Annotated in this window: 13 protein-coding genes and 2 pseudogenes; 5 read left to right on the plus strand and 10 right to left on the minus strand. The window is 70.2% G+C overall.

Annotation, left to right across the window (positions count from 1 at the left end):
• The first annotated feature begins 147 nt into the window (after positions 1–147).
• Positions 148–990: a uracil-DNA glycosylase gene (locus tag OG729_RS36590; protein WP_405810314.1), complete on the plus strand. Its 843-nt coding sequence runs from the start codon at positions 148–150 to the stop codon at positions 988–990.
• Positions 991–1058: 68 nt separating this feature from the next.
• Here the strand turns inward: OG729_RS36590 and OG729_RS36595 are convergent, their stop codons facing one another.
• The 6 genes and pseudogenes from OG729_RS36595 to OG729_RS36620 form a co-directional block, all read right to left on the minus strand.
• The gene (locus OG729_RS36595; protein WP_360868609.1) at positions 1059–1976 is read right to left on the minus strand and encodes a S1 family peptidase; all 918 of its coding nucleotides are present in this window, start codon (positions 1974–1976) and stop codon (positions 1059–1061) included.
• A gap of 909 nt (positions 1977–2885) precedes the next feature.
• Complete coding sequence (locus OG729_RS36600; protein WP_405810316.1) at positions 2886–3779, minus strand: hypothetical protein; 894 nt, start codon at positions 3777–3779, stop codon at positions 2886–2888.
• Positions 3776–4786 (minus strand): SPFH domain-containing protein, encoded by a 1011-nt coding sequence (locus OG729_RS36605; RefSeq protein WP_405810317.1) that lies wholly within the window; start codon positions 4784–4786, stop codon positions 3776–3778. The genes OG729_RS36600 and OG729_RS36605 overlap by 4 nt, the downstream gene beginning before the upstream one ends.
• A 112-nt stretch (positions 4787–4898) precedes the next feature.
• The gene (locus tag OG729_RS36610) at positions 4899–6647 is read right to left on the minus strand and encodes a PKD domain-containing protein (protein WP_405810319.1); all 1749 of its coding nucleotides are present in this window, start codon (positions 6645–6647) and stop codon (positions 4899–4901) included.
• A gap of 270 nt (positions 6648–6917) precedes the next feature.
• Entirely contained in the window at positions 6918–7877 is a 960-nt protein-coding gene (locus OG729_RS36615) for an endonuclease/exonuclease/phosphatase family protein (protein WP_405810321.1), read from the minus strand.
• A 174-nt stretch (positions 7878–8051) separates the two neighbouring features.
• Positions 8052–8269 (minus strand): annotated as a pseudogene (locus OG729_RS36620) (IclR family transcriptional regulator C-terminal domain-containing protein); the annotation flags it as partial.
• 33 nt (positions 8270–8302) lie between these two features.
• Here OG729_RS36620 and OG729_RS36625 point away from each other — a divergent pair.
• Entirely contained in the window at positions 8303–9493 is a 1191-nt protein-coding gene (locus OG729_RS36625) for a 4-hydroxybenzoate 3-monooxygenase (protein ID WP_405810323.1), read from the plus strand.
• Positions 9494–9588: 95 nt separating this feature from the next.
• On the opposite strand, the gene OG729_RS36630 is transcribed toward OG729_RS36625, so the two are convergent.
• Positions 9589–10818 (minus strand): cysteine desulfurase-like protein, encoded by a 1230-nt coding sequence (locus OG729_RS36630; protein ID WP_405810324.1) that lies wholly within the window; start codon positions 10816–10818, stop codon positions 9589–9591.
• Positions 10819–10895: 77 nt separating this feature from the next.
• On the opposite strand from OG729_RS36630, the pseudogene OG729_RS36635 reads away from it, so the two are divergent.
• Positions 10896–11260, plus strand: a pseudogene (locus tag OG729_RS36635) (hypothetical protein); the annotation flags it as partial.
• 106 nt (positions 11261–11366) lie between these two features.
• Here the strand turns inward: OG729_RS36635 and OG729_RS36640 are convergent.
• Positions 11367–12206, minus strand: coding sequence for a nitroreductase/quinone reductase family protein (locus tag OG729_RS36640; RefSeq protein WP_405810326.1), 840 nt, complete (start codon positions 12204–12206; stop codon positions 11367–11369).
• A gap of 625 nt (positions 12207–12831) precedes the next feature.
• Here OG729_RS36640 and OG729_RS36645 point away from each other — a divergent pair.
• Positions 12832–13962, plus strand: coding sequence for a S1 family peptidase (locus OG729_RS36645; RefSeq protein ID WP_405811413.1), 1131 nt, complete (start codon positions 12832–12834; stop codon positions 13960–13962).
• 120 nt (positions 13963–14082) lie between these two features.
• On the opposite strand, the gene OG729_RS36650 is transcribed toward OG729_RS36645, so the two are convergent.
• The gene (locus tag OG729_RS36650; protein ID WP_405810328.1) at positions 14083–15342 is read right to left on the minus strand and encodes a glycosyltransferase; all 1260 of its coding nucleotides are present in this window, start codon (positions 15340–15342) and stop codon (positions 14083–14085) included.
• Between the two features lie 390 nt (positions 15343–15732).
• On the opposite strand from OG729_RS36650, the gene OG729_RS36655 reads away from it, so the two are divergent.
• A complete protein-coding gene (locus tag OG729_RS36655; protein ID WP_405810330.1) occupies positions 15733–16350 on the plus strand; it encodes a hypothetical protein in 618 nt (205 codons plus the stop codon).
• 43 nt (positions 16351–16393) lie between these two features.
• On the opposite strand, the gene OG729_RS36660 is transcribed toward OG729_RS36655, so the two are convergent.
• Entirely contained in the window at positions 16394–17356 is a 963-nt protein-coding gene (locus OG729_RS36660) for a DUF3048 domain-containing protein (RefSeq protein WP_360868635.1), read from the minus strand.
• Positions 17357–17386: the final 30 nt, after the last annotated feature.

Below are 17386 nucleotides of genomic sequence, written 5' to 3' on the forward strand. Positions count from 1 at the left end.
GCGCCCCTACGGGTGTGTGGACTGCTGCGAGTCATTCGCCCTCCAAGGCGCAGGCTTGATTGCGTCAACCCTGCGGGGGCCGAGAACTCGCCGCAATCATTTCGAATGCGATGGAAGGGACGGAGGAGCCCGGTCTAGCGTGGAGACATGGACACGCAGGAATCCGCAGGTCGGCGGCCTGATCCTGAGGATGGCGACTTTCCCGCGCGCCGCGCTCCCGGCTGCGCGGGACTCGCCGGGCTGGACCTCGCCGTGACCGAGTGCCGGGCGTGCCCGAGGCTGGTGGCCTGGCGGGAGGAGGTCGCCCGCACGAAACGCGCGGCGTTCCGGGACTGGGAGTACTGGGGCAGGCCGGTCCCGGGGTTCGGTCCGCCGGACGCCTCGCTGGCCGTGGTCGGCCTTGCGCCCGCCGCGCACGGCGGAAACCGGACCGGCCGTATGTTCACCGGGGACGCCTCGGGCGACATCCTCTTCAAGGCGCTGCACGCTGTCGGCCTCGCTTCCCAGCCGACCGGCACCCATATCGGTGACGGGCTGGAGTTGCGCGGCGTCCGGCTCGCGGCGCCCGTCCACTGCGCGCCGCCGCAGAACAGGCCGACCCCGCGCGAGCGGGACACGTGTCGGCCCTGGCTGGCGAGAGAACTGGAACTGCTGAGCCCCTCCCTGCGCGCCGTGGTGGCACTGGGAGCCTTCGGCTGGCAGGCGCTGCTCCCGGTGCTCAGCGCGGCGGGGTATCAACTGCCCAGGCCCCGGCCGGTGTTCGGCCACGGCGCGCACGTGACGCTGGCGGACGGTGCAACGGGACGGGAGCTGCACCTGCTCGGCTGCTACCACCCGAGCCAGCGCAACACCTTCACCGGGCTTCTCACCCTCCCGATGCTCGTCGACGTCTTCCGGTATGCCGCCGACGTCGCCGGACTGGACCGGACCGGGCCGGACCGGACCGGGCTGGATCAGTCCGGGCTGGATCAGTCCGGCTTCGACCAGTAGGGCTTGGACCAGTAGGGGGACAGAACGGCGGTCCGCCCGCGGGCGGACCGCCGTCCCGTTCGGTGCTCTTAGAAAATGCTCACCCCGTAGGCGCTCAGCGCCTCGGTCACGGGCTGGAAGAACGTGGTGCCGCCCGAAGTGCAGTCGCCGCTGCCTCCGGAGGTCAGGCCAAGTGCGGTGCTGCCGGAGAACAGGGAGCCGCCGCTGTCCCCGGGCTCCGCGCACACGTTGGTCTGGATCAGCCCGTAGACGATGTCTCCGTCGCCGTAGTTGACCGTCGCATTGAGGCCCGTCACCGTGCCGCCGTGCACGCCGGTGGTGCTGCCGCTGCGCTGTACGGACTGGCCGACGGTCGCGTTGCCGGCGGCGGTGATGTCGCGGTACGTGCCGTTGTAGAGGTAGACCCGGCCGTCGGCGGCCGATGCACTGGAGTGCCGGATGATGCCGTAGTCGTTGGTCGGGAAGCTGGAGCCCGCCGTGGAGCCGAGCACCGTGGTGTTCGAGGAGTTGGTGTACCAGGTGCTGCCGATGTTGGTGCAGTGGCCGGCGGTAAGGGCGTAGTACGTGCTTCCGCTGCGGACGTTGAAGCCGAGTGAGCAGCGTCCGCCGCCGGTGTAGATGGCCTGGCCACCGGCGATGAGCTTGTTGAACGTGCCCTGCGTGCGCTTGATTTCAAGGGCTCCGGCACGTGCGCCGGCGGCCTTCTTGATCTCGGCAATCTCGGCGGCCGACACGCTGCTGTCGGCCGTGAGGACGATCTTGCCCGATGCCTTGTCCGTGTACCAGGCGGTGCCGGGCACGTCCGCGCCGAGCACTGCGTCGCTCGCCTGGGTGAGCTGCGCGGTGGTGGCCCGTACGCCGTCGCCCGATTCGGCGACGGCGCTCGGGGCGGCAAGCGCGGAGACAGCCAGCAGACCTGACGCGACTGCGATCAGTCGCGCACGTCTTGCGACGCCGCCGAGGGGGGAGAAGCGCTTGATGTTCACTACATCCTCCGGTGGGGGTTCCGGGGCCCGTTGGGTGGGCGGGCCCTTTCAGAGCACGGGTGACGGGGACGACGACTGGACCTGTACCTCCCAGTACCAGTCATGGTCCTGACAACCGGTGCGTTAGGAATCCTCGGCTCCGGATGGCCTGTGCCACAAGATCGCCTTTCGGTCGCTCTACGCGCGTCCAGCGGCGGCGTACGCCGGATCGCGGTGTCAGGGGCGTGCCCGTGTGAGCGGCCTGTCGTGCTGAACGGATGTGTGGGCAGGCCGACTTGCGCGTCTCGCGGCGCGGCAAAGATCGCATATCGTTTGCAGGAGTCACGTCAACCGACCTACAGGTCAGTAGGGTTGGGTCGCCCGCCGAGGTGCCGCCCGGATCCGCAACCGGAATTCCCCTCGCCGTATGTGCTGCTCAGGGTCGTATGGGATTGAACGACCTGCCGCCTGAGGTGAGGTGACGCTGCCGCATGTTCCACGAGATCTACGCGTATCCCGTCCATCCGGGACGGTGGCGCATGCACACACTTCCGGCCGGTGCCGGGCCACGTGCACCGCCCCTGCCGCACCTGCCGGGCTTCTCGGCCCAACTCTGCGCCCGCGAAAGGGGCTTGCTGCAGTGTTCGCCTCGGCGGCTGCGGGCGGCGCTATGGGGTAATCGCCACCGTTCGGCCGCCTGGTGTGCGTGTCCGATTCTGAACAGGCTGGTATGGAGGGGTCGGTCTGAACGGGCCGGTCTGGACGCCGGTTTCTCTATTCGCTCATCCCGGCTGTGTCGAGCAGAGCGCCCGCCGTGACGTCGTGACCTTGAAACGCCGCGACCTTAAAGCGCCGCGACTTTGAAACGTCCCACGGCTCCCGTTCCCGGCGAGAGCCGCGGAATCTCTCGCGGCACGACCGGCAGCCCCCTCACAGGAGCAGCCGCAGTGTCGTGTCCGCGATGCCGAGCCGCACCGTCTGTCCCCAGGTGAGTTCCAGCGCGTCGCTCTCGATCCCGTCGCCGAAGGCGACCAGCCGGTCGGACTCGACGACGAGGCTGAGCTGTTCGTCCCTCTGCAGGGAGCCCGCCACCAACGACGTGCCGGTCGCGGGGGAGGGCCAGGCCTCGCGTACGAACCAGATGAGCCGCGGGTCGGCGGGGCCCGGGAGCGTCAGCTTGCTGCCGCGGTCCTGCCACAGGGAGCGCAGCCACCCGGTGGCGCCGGTGCCGGTGCCGACCAGGACGCCCGACGAGGCCTGGGCCTCTGCCGCCTCCTCGTCCTGCCCGATGCGGTAGCGGGCGGTCTGATGGCCGGACGCACCGAGATAGATCTCATTGAGGGCCAGCAGACGCTGGGTGTCGTCGGCGACGGCCTCCACCATCGTCAGCTCCTCGGCCGCGCACCGGGGCGATGCGGCCGCGGGAAGCAAGCTCGCCGTGTCGGCCACCCGGTGGCGTACCAGGACGCCAGGGTTGCGGCCGGGATCGGTGTCGATCCCGATCACCGGCTGCCCGGACAGATACTTGGCCGCATTGGCCACCAGCCCGTCCGCTCCCACCACGACCACGACGTCCTCCGGGGCGAACAGAAAGCGGTCGAGGTCCCTGCGTTCGACGCGCGCCTGTCGCCACTGCAGCGGAACCGCCGCCGCCACCTGCGCGAGCGTCCGCCGCGCACGGTGGTGGCGCTCGGCCACCTCCTCGATGCCGCGTCCGCGCGAGGAGAGGAAGAACCCGGCCTGGCCGTGCGTACCGTGCCGGGCGAGCAACTCCTCGTACTCCGTGGTGCGATGTACCAGGACCGCCCGTGGGGCGAGACTCACGCCTGCTCCCCGCCCGGCCGGCCGAGCTTGGCGAGCAGGCCGGTGAGGACGTCGGGGGAGACGGTGAGGCTGTCGATGCGGGGCAGGTTCTCGGCGAGCCGGGTGGCAGTCAGGGCGTGCAGGGTCGCCGCGTCGACGTCGGCGTGCACCCGCAGCCAGGCGGCCTGGGCCCGGGCCCGGGCCTCGCCGACCTCGCGTGCGGCTTCGGCTTCGGCCGTCGCCAGCCGCACCGTGCGTGCGGCCTCCGCCTGTGCACGTACGGCGTCGGCCGCCGCGTTCTCCTCCGCCTCGCGGCGCGCATTGGTGCCGCGCTGCTCGACCAACTGCTCCTCACGGCGGGCCAGTTCGATCCGGCTGGCCAGCTCGTTCTCGGCGATGGCCCGCTCCCGCTCGACGGCCACGGCGCGTCGTTCGTACGTCGCCCGGTCCGCCTCCTGCTGAATCTGCTCCCGCGCCGGGGTGCGCAGCGCCCGCTCGACCTCGGGCTCCGGCCGCAGCGCGACGACGCGTACCGCAACCACCGCGATCCCGGTGGCCTGCAGCCGGGGCTCGGCACCCAGTCCCTGACCGATCCGCTCCCGCACCGATGCGACGCCGTCGACCAGAGCTGACGCCAGCGGTGTACGGGCCAGCACATCGAGGGCATGCTGCTGAGCGGTCTCCGTGAGCAGCGTGGAGATCTGCTCCAGCGGGGCGCTGCGCCAGATGCCGGTGTCGGGGTCGACGGAGAAGTCCAGGCGGGCGGCGGCAGTGGCAGGATCGCTGATCCGGTACGTCACTGTCGCCTGCACGGTGACGTCCTGGAAGTCGGACGTACGGGCGTGAAAGGCCATGGCCAACTCCCGGTCGTCGACCGGTACTTCGCACAGAGCGGCGCTCAGGGCACGGAACCAGAAGCTCAGCCCGGGCCCGTCGTGGACCAGTTGTCCGCGCCGGTGGTGGCGCACATGGGCGGTGGGCGCGGAACGGAGATGGCGCCAGCCGAAGCGCCTGGTGATGTCTGCCATGACGGCCTCCCCTTTTCGTCGTATCGACGATATAGGGGGAGAGTTGTTATCGTCAATACGACGAAATGAGGGGCGGCTCGAACCGTCGAGCCGCCCCCTGTCGCCGGGAGCCTCAGCTCGCGGTGATGGCGTGCGTGGCCTCGGTCAGGACCTGTCGGCCGTCCGCGGAACTCAGCACCAGCCGGGGCAGATAGGGCCCTTCGCGGTCGTAGACATGGGTGACGTTCGGTTCGCTCGTCACCTGCACCGTGCCGTCGCCGAAGTACCAGTGGTAGGTGTACCCACCGGCCGGTGGCTCGCCGTCCACCGTCACGCTCAGCGGCACCTCGCTGCCGACCGAGGTCTCTGTGGGGACGGTCAGCTTCGCCCGCGGTCCGCCGGCCGGGAGCCCGAACCACTCGCGGACGCGCGGATTGAGCAGGAAGGAGTCGGCGTACTGGCGGGCGCCCTCGATGTCCGGATGAGCCACCGCGGCGGTGAGGCACTGCGCGGGAGTCTCGCTCAGCTCCGGGCAGGCCCGCGTGCGCAGCGGGAACGCCGAGTCGGTGACCGGAGTGTCCCAGAGCTTGGAGTGCGGGGCGAGGACGGCACTGTCCAGGCTGAACAAGCCGTCGGCAGCGACCGCGTACGGGCCGTCCGTGGAAGCCTCGTTGGCCGCGGCGGCTGCCTGGCGGTAGGCGTCGTTGGCCAGCTGCGTGTACTGCTCGTAGCGCACCGCCACCTGCCCGAGTGCGCCCTTGCAACTGCTCAGCCGTGCGCCGGTGAGCCCGGGCGTCGAGCATCTGCTCGCCGGGACCGAGGCGCTTCGGCGGCTGAGCGCATAGTAGAAGTCGGCCACGATCACCTTCGGGTGCCCGGGCAGGGAGTGGGCTTTCTCGATCGCTGCCTGCATGCCGCGCCCGCCGTAACCGACCTTCGCGCCGCTGAAGTACGGCACGTCCTTGGCCGGGTTCTCAGGTGCCGCGCCGACGCCCGAGCATTCCCGCTGCACGGCCTCGGGCACGTTCTTCGAGCCGGGAGTGATGCCGACGCCGATCCCGAAGAAGGGGTCGATGTCGTTGATGCACCCGTTCACCACGACGAGGTCGAGACCGTAACCGCCCGCACGTGCCTGCGCGCCCGCCGCCTCCAACTGGCAGAAGACATCCGGCATTTGCTGGGTGACCTCGCCGAACTCCATCTCGCCGTCGCCGTCCGGGTCCTGCTTCTCCCTCCTGTCCAGGCAGGCCGCGTCGTTGTTGCCTGCAGGAAGCCCGGGCGCGTCGAGCACCGCGCCGGAGATCGAGTAGTCCATGTGCTGATGCCCCCGACCGGTGGCGCGGCCCAGCAACTCGCCCGTCAGGTAAGGGAACTTCTGGTCGTGGTCCAGGCCCTGCCCCCAGACGACGGAGTCGCCGACGGACGCCACGCGCACCGGGTCGCAGCCCCGCCGGACCGTATCCCGCCAGACCTTGCCCCAGCGGCCGGGCTCCTCGCCGGGAGACGGAGCGGCCAGGCGCGCCTCGATCTGCAGGGCGGTGTCGGCCGCCGGCACCTGGTCGAAGGGGATGCCGAACTCGGCCGTCCCCACGGACGCATCCATGCCGACCTGACCGTCGGCCAGCTGCTGCTGACCGGCGCGCACGCGCCACTCGACCGTGGCACCGGCCTTCGCCGCTGCCGGGTCGTACACCTCCACCCGGCCCTGTACGGGACCGCTGCACACCGGATTCGGCGTCAGATCCACGTCGAGAACAAGAGGGTACGCGGATCCCGGCAATGCGGTGGTCTGTGCTGCGGCGGGTGTCCCACCGAGCAACTGGCCGAGGAGCACCCCCGCTCCGGCCGCCGCAGCCAATCGCCTGGTCAAGGCAATTCTCACGCCAACACCCCTGATTCTGCCGCCCGTTGGGTCGGTACGCGGCCAACTGATTTACTCGTCAGTAGGGATCATGGCAGCCGGGGGCGGGCGTAAAACGCGAGGCGGTTCTCGTGCGGAGTGAAACTGATCACTTACCCACAGTCAGCCTGTCGCGCCATGGCCGTGTCGGGCTCCTGCTGTTGACCGGCGGGTCGGCGGTCGAGCCCATGGCATTACCGAGTGCGCTGGAGCGGGCGCATTACCTCCGCTTTTCCGGGGCGTGGTGTCTCGTCAGGTGCGCAGCCGGACCCAGACCGGCGCGTGGTCGGAGCCGCGGGCGTCGCGGCGCTCGGTGGGCGATTCGGCGACCGATGGCAGCGGTGGCGGGTCGGCGGCCCCGATGGTGCCGGTCCCCGCCGACTCCACGTCCTTGAGCAGCCGGTGGCTGATCAGTATGTGGTCGATCAACTCCTTGTGCCCGGAGTGGATTCGGGAGTAGCGCCGGTCGCCGGGGATGAGTGGGGCGATGTTCCAGAGCCGCCAGTGATCACCGTTGTCCTCGCGCTCGAACCCGGTTGTGCCGATCTCGGATCCCGGTGGTCCGTGCAGAATCTGCGTGGTGGCGGCACCCGCCTCGTCGTTCATGTCGCCCAGCACCACGACCGCGCGCTGCTTGCCCTTTCCGTCGATCAGTCCGTCGGCCAGAGCGCGCACGGTGGTTGCCTCGGCGGCACGGCGGAAGAGGGCGTAGGCGCCGTAGCGGGCGCGCTCGTCCTCGTCGCGCGGCGCGAACCGCTTGCCGGGGTAGCTGAGCAGCTTGGACTTGAGGTGACAGACGGCCACGTGGAGCTCGGGCCCCTGCTCGGGCCGGATCTGCACCACGAGCGCCCCGCGGCCCATGGTGGGGGCCGGGTCGCCGTCGTCGTCGCTCTGCACCGGCCGCAGCAGCGGGGCAAGGAAGTTGGTGTCGCTGCGGACATCGAGCGGATGGCGGCTGAGGAAGCCGACGCGGATACCCCGGCCGTCCGCGTGCTCTGACAGCGCCGTGTGCCAGGTGCCGCTGAGCAGCGAGGTGAGGTCGTCCAGAGCTTCGGGGTCGCCGACTTCCTGTATGCCCAGGAGGCCGGGCTCGAGTGCGGAAATGGTCGCGGCGAGCGAAACGAGTTTCGCCTCGTACGAGGCCTTGTCGCTCGGGCCGAACTCGCCGCCCGGCCGGTAGAGGTTCTCGAGGTTCCACGTACCCAGGAGCATCGGGCGGCTCCGTCCTGTGGGCGGACTTCCTGGAGTCCATCGTGGCAGGGACGCGGCGAGTCAGCCAGCGCGGCGGCGCGACTGGTTTCGGGCGCGACAGGTTCCGAGCCCGCTGTCCGCCGCACCTCCTGCTGCACAGGCGTGAGCTGCCGGGTCGGACGAAGGGCAGACGGGCGGTACGCGGGTGAACCGACCGGTGATGTGCAGGTCGGCCTCGATGCCCACGGCCGCGGCCCGAAGCTCGGGAAGTACGTCGCTGACGCACTCCTCGACGCTGCGAGGCTGCTGTGCATCGCGACGTTGACGGCGGCCACGACAGCCCCGTTGCGGTCGTGGACCGGTATGGCGATCGAGCGCAGGCCCTCTTCCAGCTCCTCGTCGGCCAGGGCGTACACTCAGCCCACCCTCGGCGCTGAGGAGAACTGATGCACACCACCGTCGGGATCATCGGGGGCGGTCCCTCCGGTCTGCTGCTGGCCCGTCTGCTGGGCAACGCCGGCATCGACAGTGTGGTTCTGGAGCGCCGCGACCGGGCCTACGTCGAGCAGCGGCAGCGCGCCGGCATCCTGGAACAGGCCACAGTGGAGGCCCTGCGGGCCGCCGGTGCCGGTGCGCGTCTGGATCGCGAGGGGCTGGTCCATGACGGCATCGAGCTGCGCTTCGACCGCCGCGCGCATCGCGTCGACTTCCCCGCCCTGACCGGCGGCCGCCGGGTGTGGGTGTATGCACAGACCGAGGTGGTCAAGGACCTGATCGCCCTGCAACTCGCCGACGGTGGGCCGCTGCTGTTCGACGCAGAGGTGCGTGCGGTTGAGGGCGCCGACACCGAGAGCCCGGTCATCCGCTACGTACACGAAGGCCGCGAGCAGACCCTGAACTGCGATTACGTGGTCGGCTGCGACGGCTTCCACGGGGTGTCCCGAAGCGCGGTGCCCGCCAGTGTGCGCAGGACGTACGAGCGCACCTACCCGTACTCCTGGCTCGGAATCCTCGCCGAAGCCCCGCCCGGGTACGAGGAGTTGATCTACGCCCACTCCGAGCGCGGCTTCGCGCTGGCCAGCATGCGCTCCCCGCAGATCAGCCGGCTCTATCTGCAGGTGCCCAACGGCACCGACCCGGCCGACTGGCCGGACGAGCGGATCTGGGACGAGCTGGACGCCCGCTTCGCCATCGACGCGGATCCCGGATGGCGGCTGAACCGCAGCGCCGTCACCGCCAAGTCCGTGCTGCCGATGCGCAGTTCGGTCACCGAGCCCATGCGCCACGGCAGGATGTTCCTGGCCGGGGACGCCGCGCACATCGTCCCGCCCACCGGCGCCAAAGGCCTCAACCTGGCGGTCGCCGACGTGATCGTGCTGGCCCGCGCCTTCGCCCAGCTGCGGGACACCGGCTCGGCCGCACTTCTCGACGCCTATTCCGACACCTGCCTGCGCCGGGTGTGGCGCGCCGAGCACTTCTCGTACTTCATGACGACGACGCTGCACACCGACCCCGCGCAGACCGCCTTCGAGAGGAAGCTGCAGCTCTCCCAGCTCGACCGCATTGCCACTTCGCCGCACGCCTGCGCCGAACTGGCGGAGAACTACGTCGGGTTGCCGCTCGGGGTGACGGCCTGACCCGACGGGCTCATTCGGACGTGCTCACGGCGAGCGGCACGGCCTGCGCTCACGAGCCATGACGCGGCTCAAGTTGCTGTCCTGCGAGGGTCCGCTCAGTGGGCGCCGGATGCCGGGCGCGGGCGGCGCAGGAAGTCCGACAATCCTTGAAGCAGACGGTCCACGTCCTCGGCGTTGTTGTACGGGGCCAGGCCCACCCGCAGTCCGCCCGCATCGCCCAGCCCGAGGCGGCGGGATGCCTCCAGGGCGTAGAAGGAGCCCGATGGGGCGTCGATTCCGCGGTCGGCCAGGTAGTGGTAGGCGTCGAGCGTGCTGCGGCCTTCGATGGTCAGCAGCAGCGTCGGGGTCCGCTCGGGCGCCCGTGAGTGGACTGTGATCGCCTCGAAGTCGCGCAACCCCTGCTCGATGCGCAGCCGCAGGGTGTCCTCGTGGCCTTCCAGCGCCGCGAAAGCGGAGACCAGTCGTACCCGGCGGCTGCCGTCGTGGTGCGGGCCCAGCGTGGCCAGGAAGTCGACGGCGGCCGCTGCGCCCGCGAGGATTTCATAAGGCAGAGTGCCGAACTCGAAACGCTCGGGCACCGCGTTCGACGACGGCAGCAGCTTGTCCGGCTGCAGAGTTTCCAGCAGTTCGGGACGGCCGGCGAGGACGCCGAGGTGGGGGCCGAGGAACTTGTAGGGAGAGCAGGCGAAGAAGTCCGCGCCGAGCGCGTCGATGTCGACGCAGGCGTGGGCGGTGTAGTGCACACCGTCGATGTAGAGCAGTGCACCGGTCTCATGCGCCAGCCGGGCGATCTCGGGGATGGCGGGGCGAGTGCCGATGAGGTTGGAGGCGGCGGTCACGGCGACCAGGCGGGTGCGCTCGGAGAGCACGGCGCGTATGTGGCCGGGGGTCAACTCTCCCGTTGCCGGGTCGAACTCGGCCCACCGCACGGTGGCTCCCGCATTCGCTGCGGCCTGGATCCAGGGCCGGATATTGGCGTCGTGGTCGAGGCTGGTGACGACGATTTCGTCACCGGGCCCCCAGGTTCTGGCGAGGGTCCGGGAGAAGTCGTACGCCAGCTGTGTGGCGCTGCGGCCGAAGACGATCCCGGACGGCTGCGCGCCGAGGAGGTCGGCCAGGGCATGCCGGGCTCCCGTGACGATTCTCTCGGCGTTGCGCTCCCCGTGCGTGCGGCTGCCCCGGTTGGACAGCGGGTTCGCGAGCGCATCGGTGACGGCCTCGATGACAGACTGCGGCGTCTGTGAGCCGCCCGGTCCGTCGAAGTGGGCGGAGCCCGCTTTGAGGGCAGGAAACTGTGCGCGGACGGCGGCGATGTCGTAGGTCACGACGGACACTCCTTGGACGACCGGGAGGACGCACTCCACCGTACGCTTTGCGCCGAATCAAGAGATGATCTCTCTTCATGAACGAGGTCATTTTGATGGTGGACCCGAAGGTCGTCGCCATACCCGTCCGGGAGTGCGGTGAGCGCCTTGTGGACGCCCGCAGTGCCGGATCCCTGCTGGTCGACGCACGCAAACAAGATCCCGAGGGCGCCTCCGCGCAGCTGCGAGGAGGTGTCCTCAGCCGACTACTCGAAGCCCAGACGCTGCTTCCCCAGGGTGTGCGGCTGCTGTTCGTCGAGGGATACCGGCCGCCGTCGCTGTAGCGGCGGTACTTCGACGAGTACGCAGGTCAGCTGCGGGCCGGCCCCGGGCCCATCGCGAGTTCCTGGGGACCGCCCTGACGGCCGTGGGGCTGGTGAACTACCCCACGGAGTGGTGGCACGGGGAGCGCCGTAGCCCGCTACGGAGCCGTCCGCCACACCGGCACGCGCTCCCCGGCCGGGTAGGGCCAGGGAGCGCGGACCGGCAGCGGCACCGCCCGAAGCGGCTCAGACAGCCGGCGCGTCGAGGATCGGTATCAACTGCTCCTCCTCGTACGTCAGATGGCTCTCGAGCTCCACCGCGAGCCGCTCGACCTCGGCGACGACCAGCAGCGGATCCGCCGCGCCGGAGGAGATGACCTTCTGCAGGTCGTCGAGGAGAGCGGCGATCCGCTCGTGCTCCTCGCGGAGCCGGTCCAGGGCCGGGGCGAGCGCGGGATGGCGCTCGGCGAGCAACGGGAACATCCCCGCCTCCTCACCGGTGTGGTGATTGTGCAGTCCTTGGCAGAGGGTCAGGCAGTTCACCCGGAGCTGCGCGCCGAGCCCTGGGCCCGACTCGGTGATCTCCTTGCGGATCAGGGCGAGTTCCCGCCGGAACCCGTCGTGGATCAGCTTGAGCGCGGCACCCCACGATGTCGCGTTCGGCTGCGGGGGACCCGGGATCACCTGGAGGGCGACCACAGGGATGACGCGCGTCGTCTTGGCCTGGTAGTCGGCCCACCCGGGGTCGGTATCGACCGCGCGGGCGAAGGCGCGGTCGCGCTCGGCCCCTTCAAGGACGACGGCCGTCGCTTCATAGGTGAAGACGCCGTTCTCGACGGTGGCACGAGGGTTGGCCACCAGGTTGTGGTACCAGTCGGGATGCTTCGGCGCGCCACCGGCCGAGGCGATCACCAGGACTCGTTCGCCGCCGTCGGGAAGGTAGCCGACGGGTGTCGTGTGCGGAGCGCCGGACCGCGCTCCGACGGTGGTCAGCAGGAGCAACCGGGCTCCCTCGAAATAGCCGCCGACCCTCCCGCCGTTGGCGCGGAACTCCTCGATGATCTGCTGGTTGAAATCGTTCGGCATTCGCTGCTTTCTGCTCGGATTGACGGTCCCGCGGGCCGCTCGCGGGCATGACGAAGAACCGCTCGGCGGCGGCATGAATTCACCACGGGGCGGCCCGGGCGTGGTGGCTGTAACGCAGGAGGGCGTGCCGAATAACCGGCCGTGGTCAGGCGATTCGCCGACCCGCTCGGTTTCTGAGTGGCTCGCGTAAATCGGCGGCGGAGATGACACCGCCGTGCACATGGAAGCATCGCGCGAAGTGCGCGGAAGAAAAGGGAAAGGCGGGCCTCGCGCCCGCCTCGGACTCACGCCGAGGCCGGGTGCCCAACTCGTTCTTGGCCCATGGCCGACCCGGCAGTCACGTCGTCAACTCTAGTGCTCGGAAAGGGCGGAAGGCAATGTCGAATTACCCGTGCCCGTACGAGCCGTACGACGGGAACTCCGTTGAGCATGACCGGGCAGACGGTGAAGACCGCCAACCACCTTGCAACGAAGGCGTGTTGGCGGAGAACTGGTATGGACCTGCTTGCGCTCCTCGGCTACGCTCCGGGCCGGGTGCTCCCTGAGAGCGCTTTCACTCCTTGCTGTTCCACCCCCACGAAGCTGGAACAACCGAAGGGTCAAAGCCTTGAGACGCACAACAGCCATGCGCAGCGGTATATCCGCACTTCTCCTCCTGGGTACGTGGGCGGCCGGAGGGTTCGCCCCGGCCTCGGCCGCAACTCCTACCCCCACACCCGAACCGCAGGCCTCCGCCGGCCTGCTGAGCGCCATGCAGCAGGACCTGGGCCTGACAAAGAGCGAGGCTCAGGCGCGTCTGGCGGCGGAAAAGACGGCGACGGCCATCGACGGAAAAGCGCGGCGTGCCGCCGGGTCGTCGTACGGAGGCGCCTGGTTCGACGCGGACAGCGGAAAGCTGACCGTTGCCCTCGCGGGCACGCAGAAGGCCGACGCCGTACGCGCGACGGGTGCCTCGGTGCGGCTGGTCACTTACAGCGCGCACCAGCTCGACTCGGTCAAGAAGAAGATCGACGCACTCTCCGCTCCCGCCGGCGTCAGCAGTTGGCACGTCGATCCGAAAGCCAACCGGGTCGTGGTGAACGTCGTTGCCTCCGAGCATCGTGACAACGATGTCGAAGCCTTCCTGGCCAGGGCTCGGCAAGCCGGCCCGGTCCAGGTCAAGGAGACAACCGCGGCACCGAAGACCTTCGCCGCGGGCACGGTGGGCGGCGACCCGTACTACACCGGCAACGTCCGGTGCTCCATCGGCTTCTCCGTGTACGGCGGCTTCGTCACGGCCGGGCATTGCGGCCGGCCGGGAGCGGCGGTCCGCGGCTGGGACGGCTCCGCCATCGGCTCGTTCCAGGGCTCGTCCTTCCCCGACAACGACTACGCCTGGGTCAGCGTCGGCAACGGCTGGTGGACCGTCCCCGTGGTCCTCGGCTGGGGCACCGTCCCCGACCGGCTGGTCCGCGGGTCCGCCGAGGCCCCCGTCGGCGCTTCGATCTGTCGCTCCGGCTCCACGAGTCACTGGCACTGCGGCGCTGTTCTGGCCAAGAACGAGACCGTCAACTACAGCCAGGGCGCGGTCCATCAGATGACCAAGACCAGCGTGTGCGCCGAGCCCGGTGACTCGGGCGGCTCCTTCATCAGCGGCGACCAGGCTCAGGGAGTGACCTCCGGCGGCTGGGGCAACTGCAGCGGTGGAGGCGAGACCTGGTACCAGCCGGTCAACGAAATCCTGGGCCGGTACGGCCTGACTCTGCACACGGCCTGACGAGACGCCCCCACGGGCAGTGCCCGTCGCGACCCGGATCCCGGCTCCGAGCCGGGCCGTCGCCGCGGCGGGCTCTTCCGTAGGGCGCTGTTGTGGTTGTTGGGACCGAAGGGGGAAGCGTCAACCGGCCTGCGTCCCGGCAAGCCGGTTCACGGCCGCTAGGACCGGGCTCACGCCGTCCTCCGCCTGTATCCGGGCAGCCAGGGCGTGTGCGGTGTGTCGGTACGACGGATCCGTGATGGCCCGGCGCAGGGCGGCGGCGAGGACGGGCGCGGCCAGCCGGCGCAGCGGGACGGGACCGGGGGAGACGCCGAGTGCGGTCAGGCGGGCCGCCCAGAACGCCGCGTCGAACTGGATGGGGACAGGGACGGCGGGAACGCCGGCCCGCAGGCCTGCCGCGGTCGTGCCCGCGCCCGCGTGGTGAACCACCGCTGCCATCCTGGGGAACAGCATGCTGTGCGGGATCTCGCCGATGGTCAGCATGTCCTCACCGTCGGCGTGCAGTCCGCTCCAGCCGGACTGGATCACGCCACGCAGACGAGCCGCGCGCAGGGCGCGCACGACACTCTCGCTGACCTGCTCGGCGTCGGGCACGGTGGCGCTGCCCAGGCCGACGAAGACCGGGGGAGGCCCGGCGGCCAGGAAGTCGCGCAGCCGCGGCGGGAGTTGCGGCCGGGGAGGGTCGTGGGGCCACCAGTAGCCGGAGACTTTTAGGCCGGGGCGCCAGTCGGGGGGCCGGGGCACCACCAGTTCGCTGAAGCCGTGGAAGATGGGCCAGTCCTGCTGCTCGCGGGCGCGGCGGGCGGCGCGGGTTGTGGCGCGTGGCAGGCCGAGGCGGGCTCGCAGGGTGCGGATGGTGTCGGCGAAGACGCTGTCGACGGCGGCGTTCACGGCCCGCCCGGCCAGCCGGTTCCCCGGCCGTCCGAACGACCGGGTGCCGGTGAGAGGCGGCGCGAACTCCCCGGTGGCGGCGACCGGTTGGAGGTAGACGCCCACACTCGGCAGGCCGAGCCCCTCCGCGATGGCGTGGCCGAGTGGCCCCACCGAGCCGGACAGCAGCAGCACATCGCTCGCCCGGGCGGCCTCAAGCAGGTCGTCGGTCATCTGCCCGACCAGCGCCCGCGCCATGGCGATCACCCGGACCAGTTTCCCGGCGCCGGTGGTGCTGCGGTGCAGGGCTCGCCCTGCTGTGGATTCCAGTTCTGTGCGCGGGTCGACGGGCAGCGCATGGAAGCGCATACCGGCGGCCTCCGCCATGGGTGCGAATCGGGCGTGAGTGACGAGGGTGACTTGGTGCCCGGCCCGCGCCAGGCCGTGGCCGAGTCCGGTGTAGGGAGCCACGTCGCCTCGCGAGCCGGCTGTCATCACTGCCACGCGCATGGTTACCAGTATGGCCGGGGCGGCAGAACCGGTCAGGTGCGGCGCGCAGCGGCGGCGCTGCTCGGTCGCTGTGGTGGCGCAGGGGGGTCCGGCAGCAGGGAGGCCGCACCTGCTGGGTGCCGTGCCAGGGCACGCGAGCCCGGCAAGATCGGCCGGACAGGCCCTACGGCCAGTGCTCGCCTCCGCCGGTGTCCCACCCGAGCCCGGACGCTCATACATCCATTCAACCCCTCGGTGAGGCCTCTGTCGCATTGGGGCTGGGCGGCTGTGAATTCGGCCCGCTGGGCTCATGCTGGAGGTGGGACGAACTAACACCGTGGGTACCGGCGAACCGGCGTCAGCCGCGTCGAACCATGTCAGCTCGGTCCTTCGAGTGAGCGAGGTCAGGCCATGACTGCAGATCTGCCCGACCGGGGTCAGGGCACGCATGCCGAGCCGGAGCGCAAGCCATCGCGCGGAAACCCGCTACGTCGTACGTCGGACCGAGTGCAGCGGTGGGTCGGCGCTCTCGTGGTGCTGCTGTCGCTGGCGGCCGTCCCGGCCGCGGCCACCGGCGTGGGGCAGGCGGTCCACCGGGTCGAGATGGCCAAGGTCCACGCCTCCGCGGGCTCCTATGCCGTGGAGGCACACCTGGTCAGTGATGCGGGTGTACGCAAGGCAGCCGCCAGTGGGGACGAGAACGTGACGACACCGGTCCGCTGGACCGAGCGCGACGGCGCGGTGCGAACGGCGCTGGTGCGGGTGGACGTGGAGACCAGTGTCCTTTCGCCGGTTCCGCTCTGGGTGAGCCCCGGCGGCGTCGTGTCCACGGTGCCGCCGCAGACCGCTTCGGAAGCGGCCGTGGCCGGCTGGCTGACGGCGATTGTCACCAGCGCCCTGGTGACGGGGATCGTCTATGTGTCGTGGAAGGGCTTCGTTCACCTGATGAACCGCAGACGGTACGAGCAGTGGGCGCGGGAGTGGGACGAGGTGGAGCCCCGCATGTCGGGGCGTACGAGGGACAGGTGATCCCACAGAGTGGGGGCGGAACAGAGTGGGGGCGGAGGGGGCGTCACCGTCGTACATACACGATCCAGACCTGCCCGGGCGCGAATGTCATCTGCTTTCCGTCAGCCGTGGTGAACGCGGTTCCCGACGGGGCCGTTCTGCGCGACCACCCCGCCTCGTACGCCTTGCCGTCGCGCAGGACCAGTGCTCCGCCGGCGCCCACCGTCTCGGTGTACGGAGTGGTGTTCCCCGAGCGGTCGCGGAATCGCGACGGCCGCACGGTGACGTACTGCAGGACGACCGTGGCCGCACCCAGCGGCTTCCCCTCGGCCGTGCGTGCCGCGGTGCCGTCCATGGTCACCAGCCACTGCTTCCTGTCCGCGGACCAGGTGAAGGCGAAACGTGCCGCCGGGTAGCTGACCTTCTCAGCGGTGGCCGGGTCCCCTCCCGGAGGCGGGGGACCGAAGCGGATCCCGATGCTCTCGGCGGCGTTCGTTCCGGGGACGGAGCGCAGTACGCGTTCGGGCCGCAGATAGAGATTGTGCGGCGCCGCCCGGTCACCGCTGCGGAAGTACGCGTTTGGTGCCTTGCCGTGAGGGACCGCGTTCAGCGGCGCCTTCTTGATGAGGGGCACGAGCTTGGACTGTGACCCGGAATAGGCGAGCGTCGGCCGGTCGAACTGCCGAAGCAGTTCCAGATCGCTCTCCCGGGCGCTGCGCACGGGGCCGATGACGGGGGGCAGTTGTGAGGAGTAGACGGCGAGTATCCGGCTGAGACCGGCCTCCACCTGCTCCACATAGACGATGTCCGCCTTCTCGAGGCCTGTCTGCGGCCTGGCCGGCACCACGTTGTCGATCTTCACAGCAAGGACGTGGGCACGCGGGACCGCTTCCCGCGACGACGTAGTATGCCCGTCCGGCGATGGGGCCGTACCGCCGCCGTCGCATCCGGACATGGCCACGATCACCGCCGCCGTCAAAGCCACGAGGGCGGCTCCAGGTGATCTCCTCGAACCGGTTGTGGGCATGGCTGCCGCTCCTTTCTGGAGCAGCCGGCC

It is taken from the genome of Streptomyces sp. NBC_00210 (assembly GCF_045160975.1).
Taxonomy (GTDB): Bacteria; Actinomycetota; Actinomycetes; order Streptomycetales; family Streptomycetaceae; genus Streptomyces.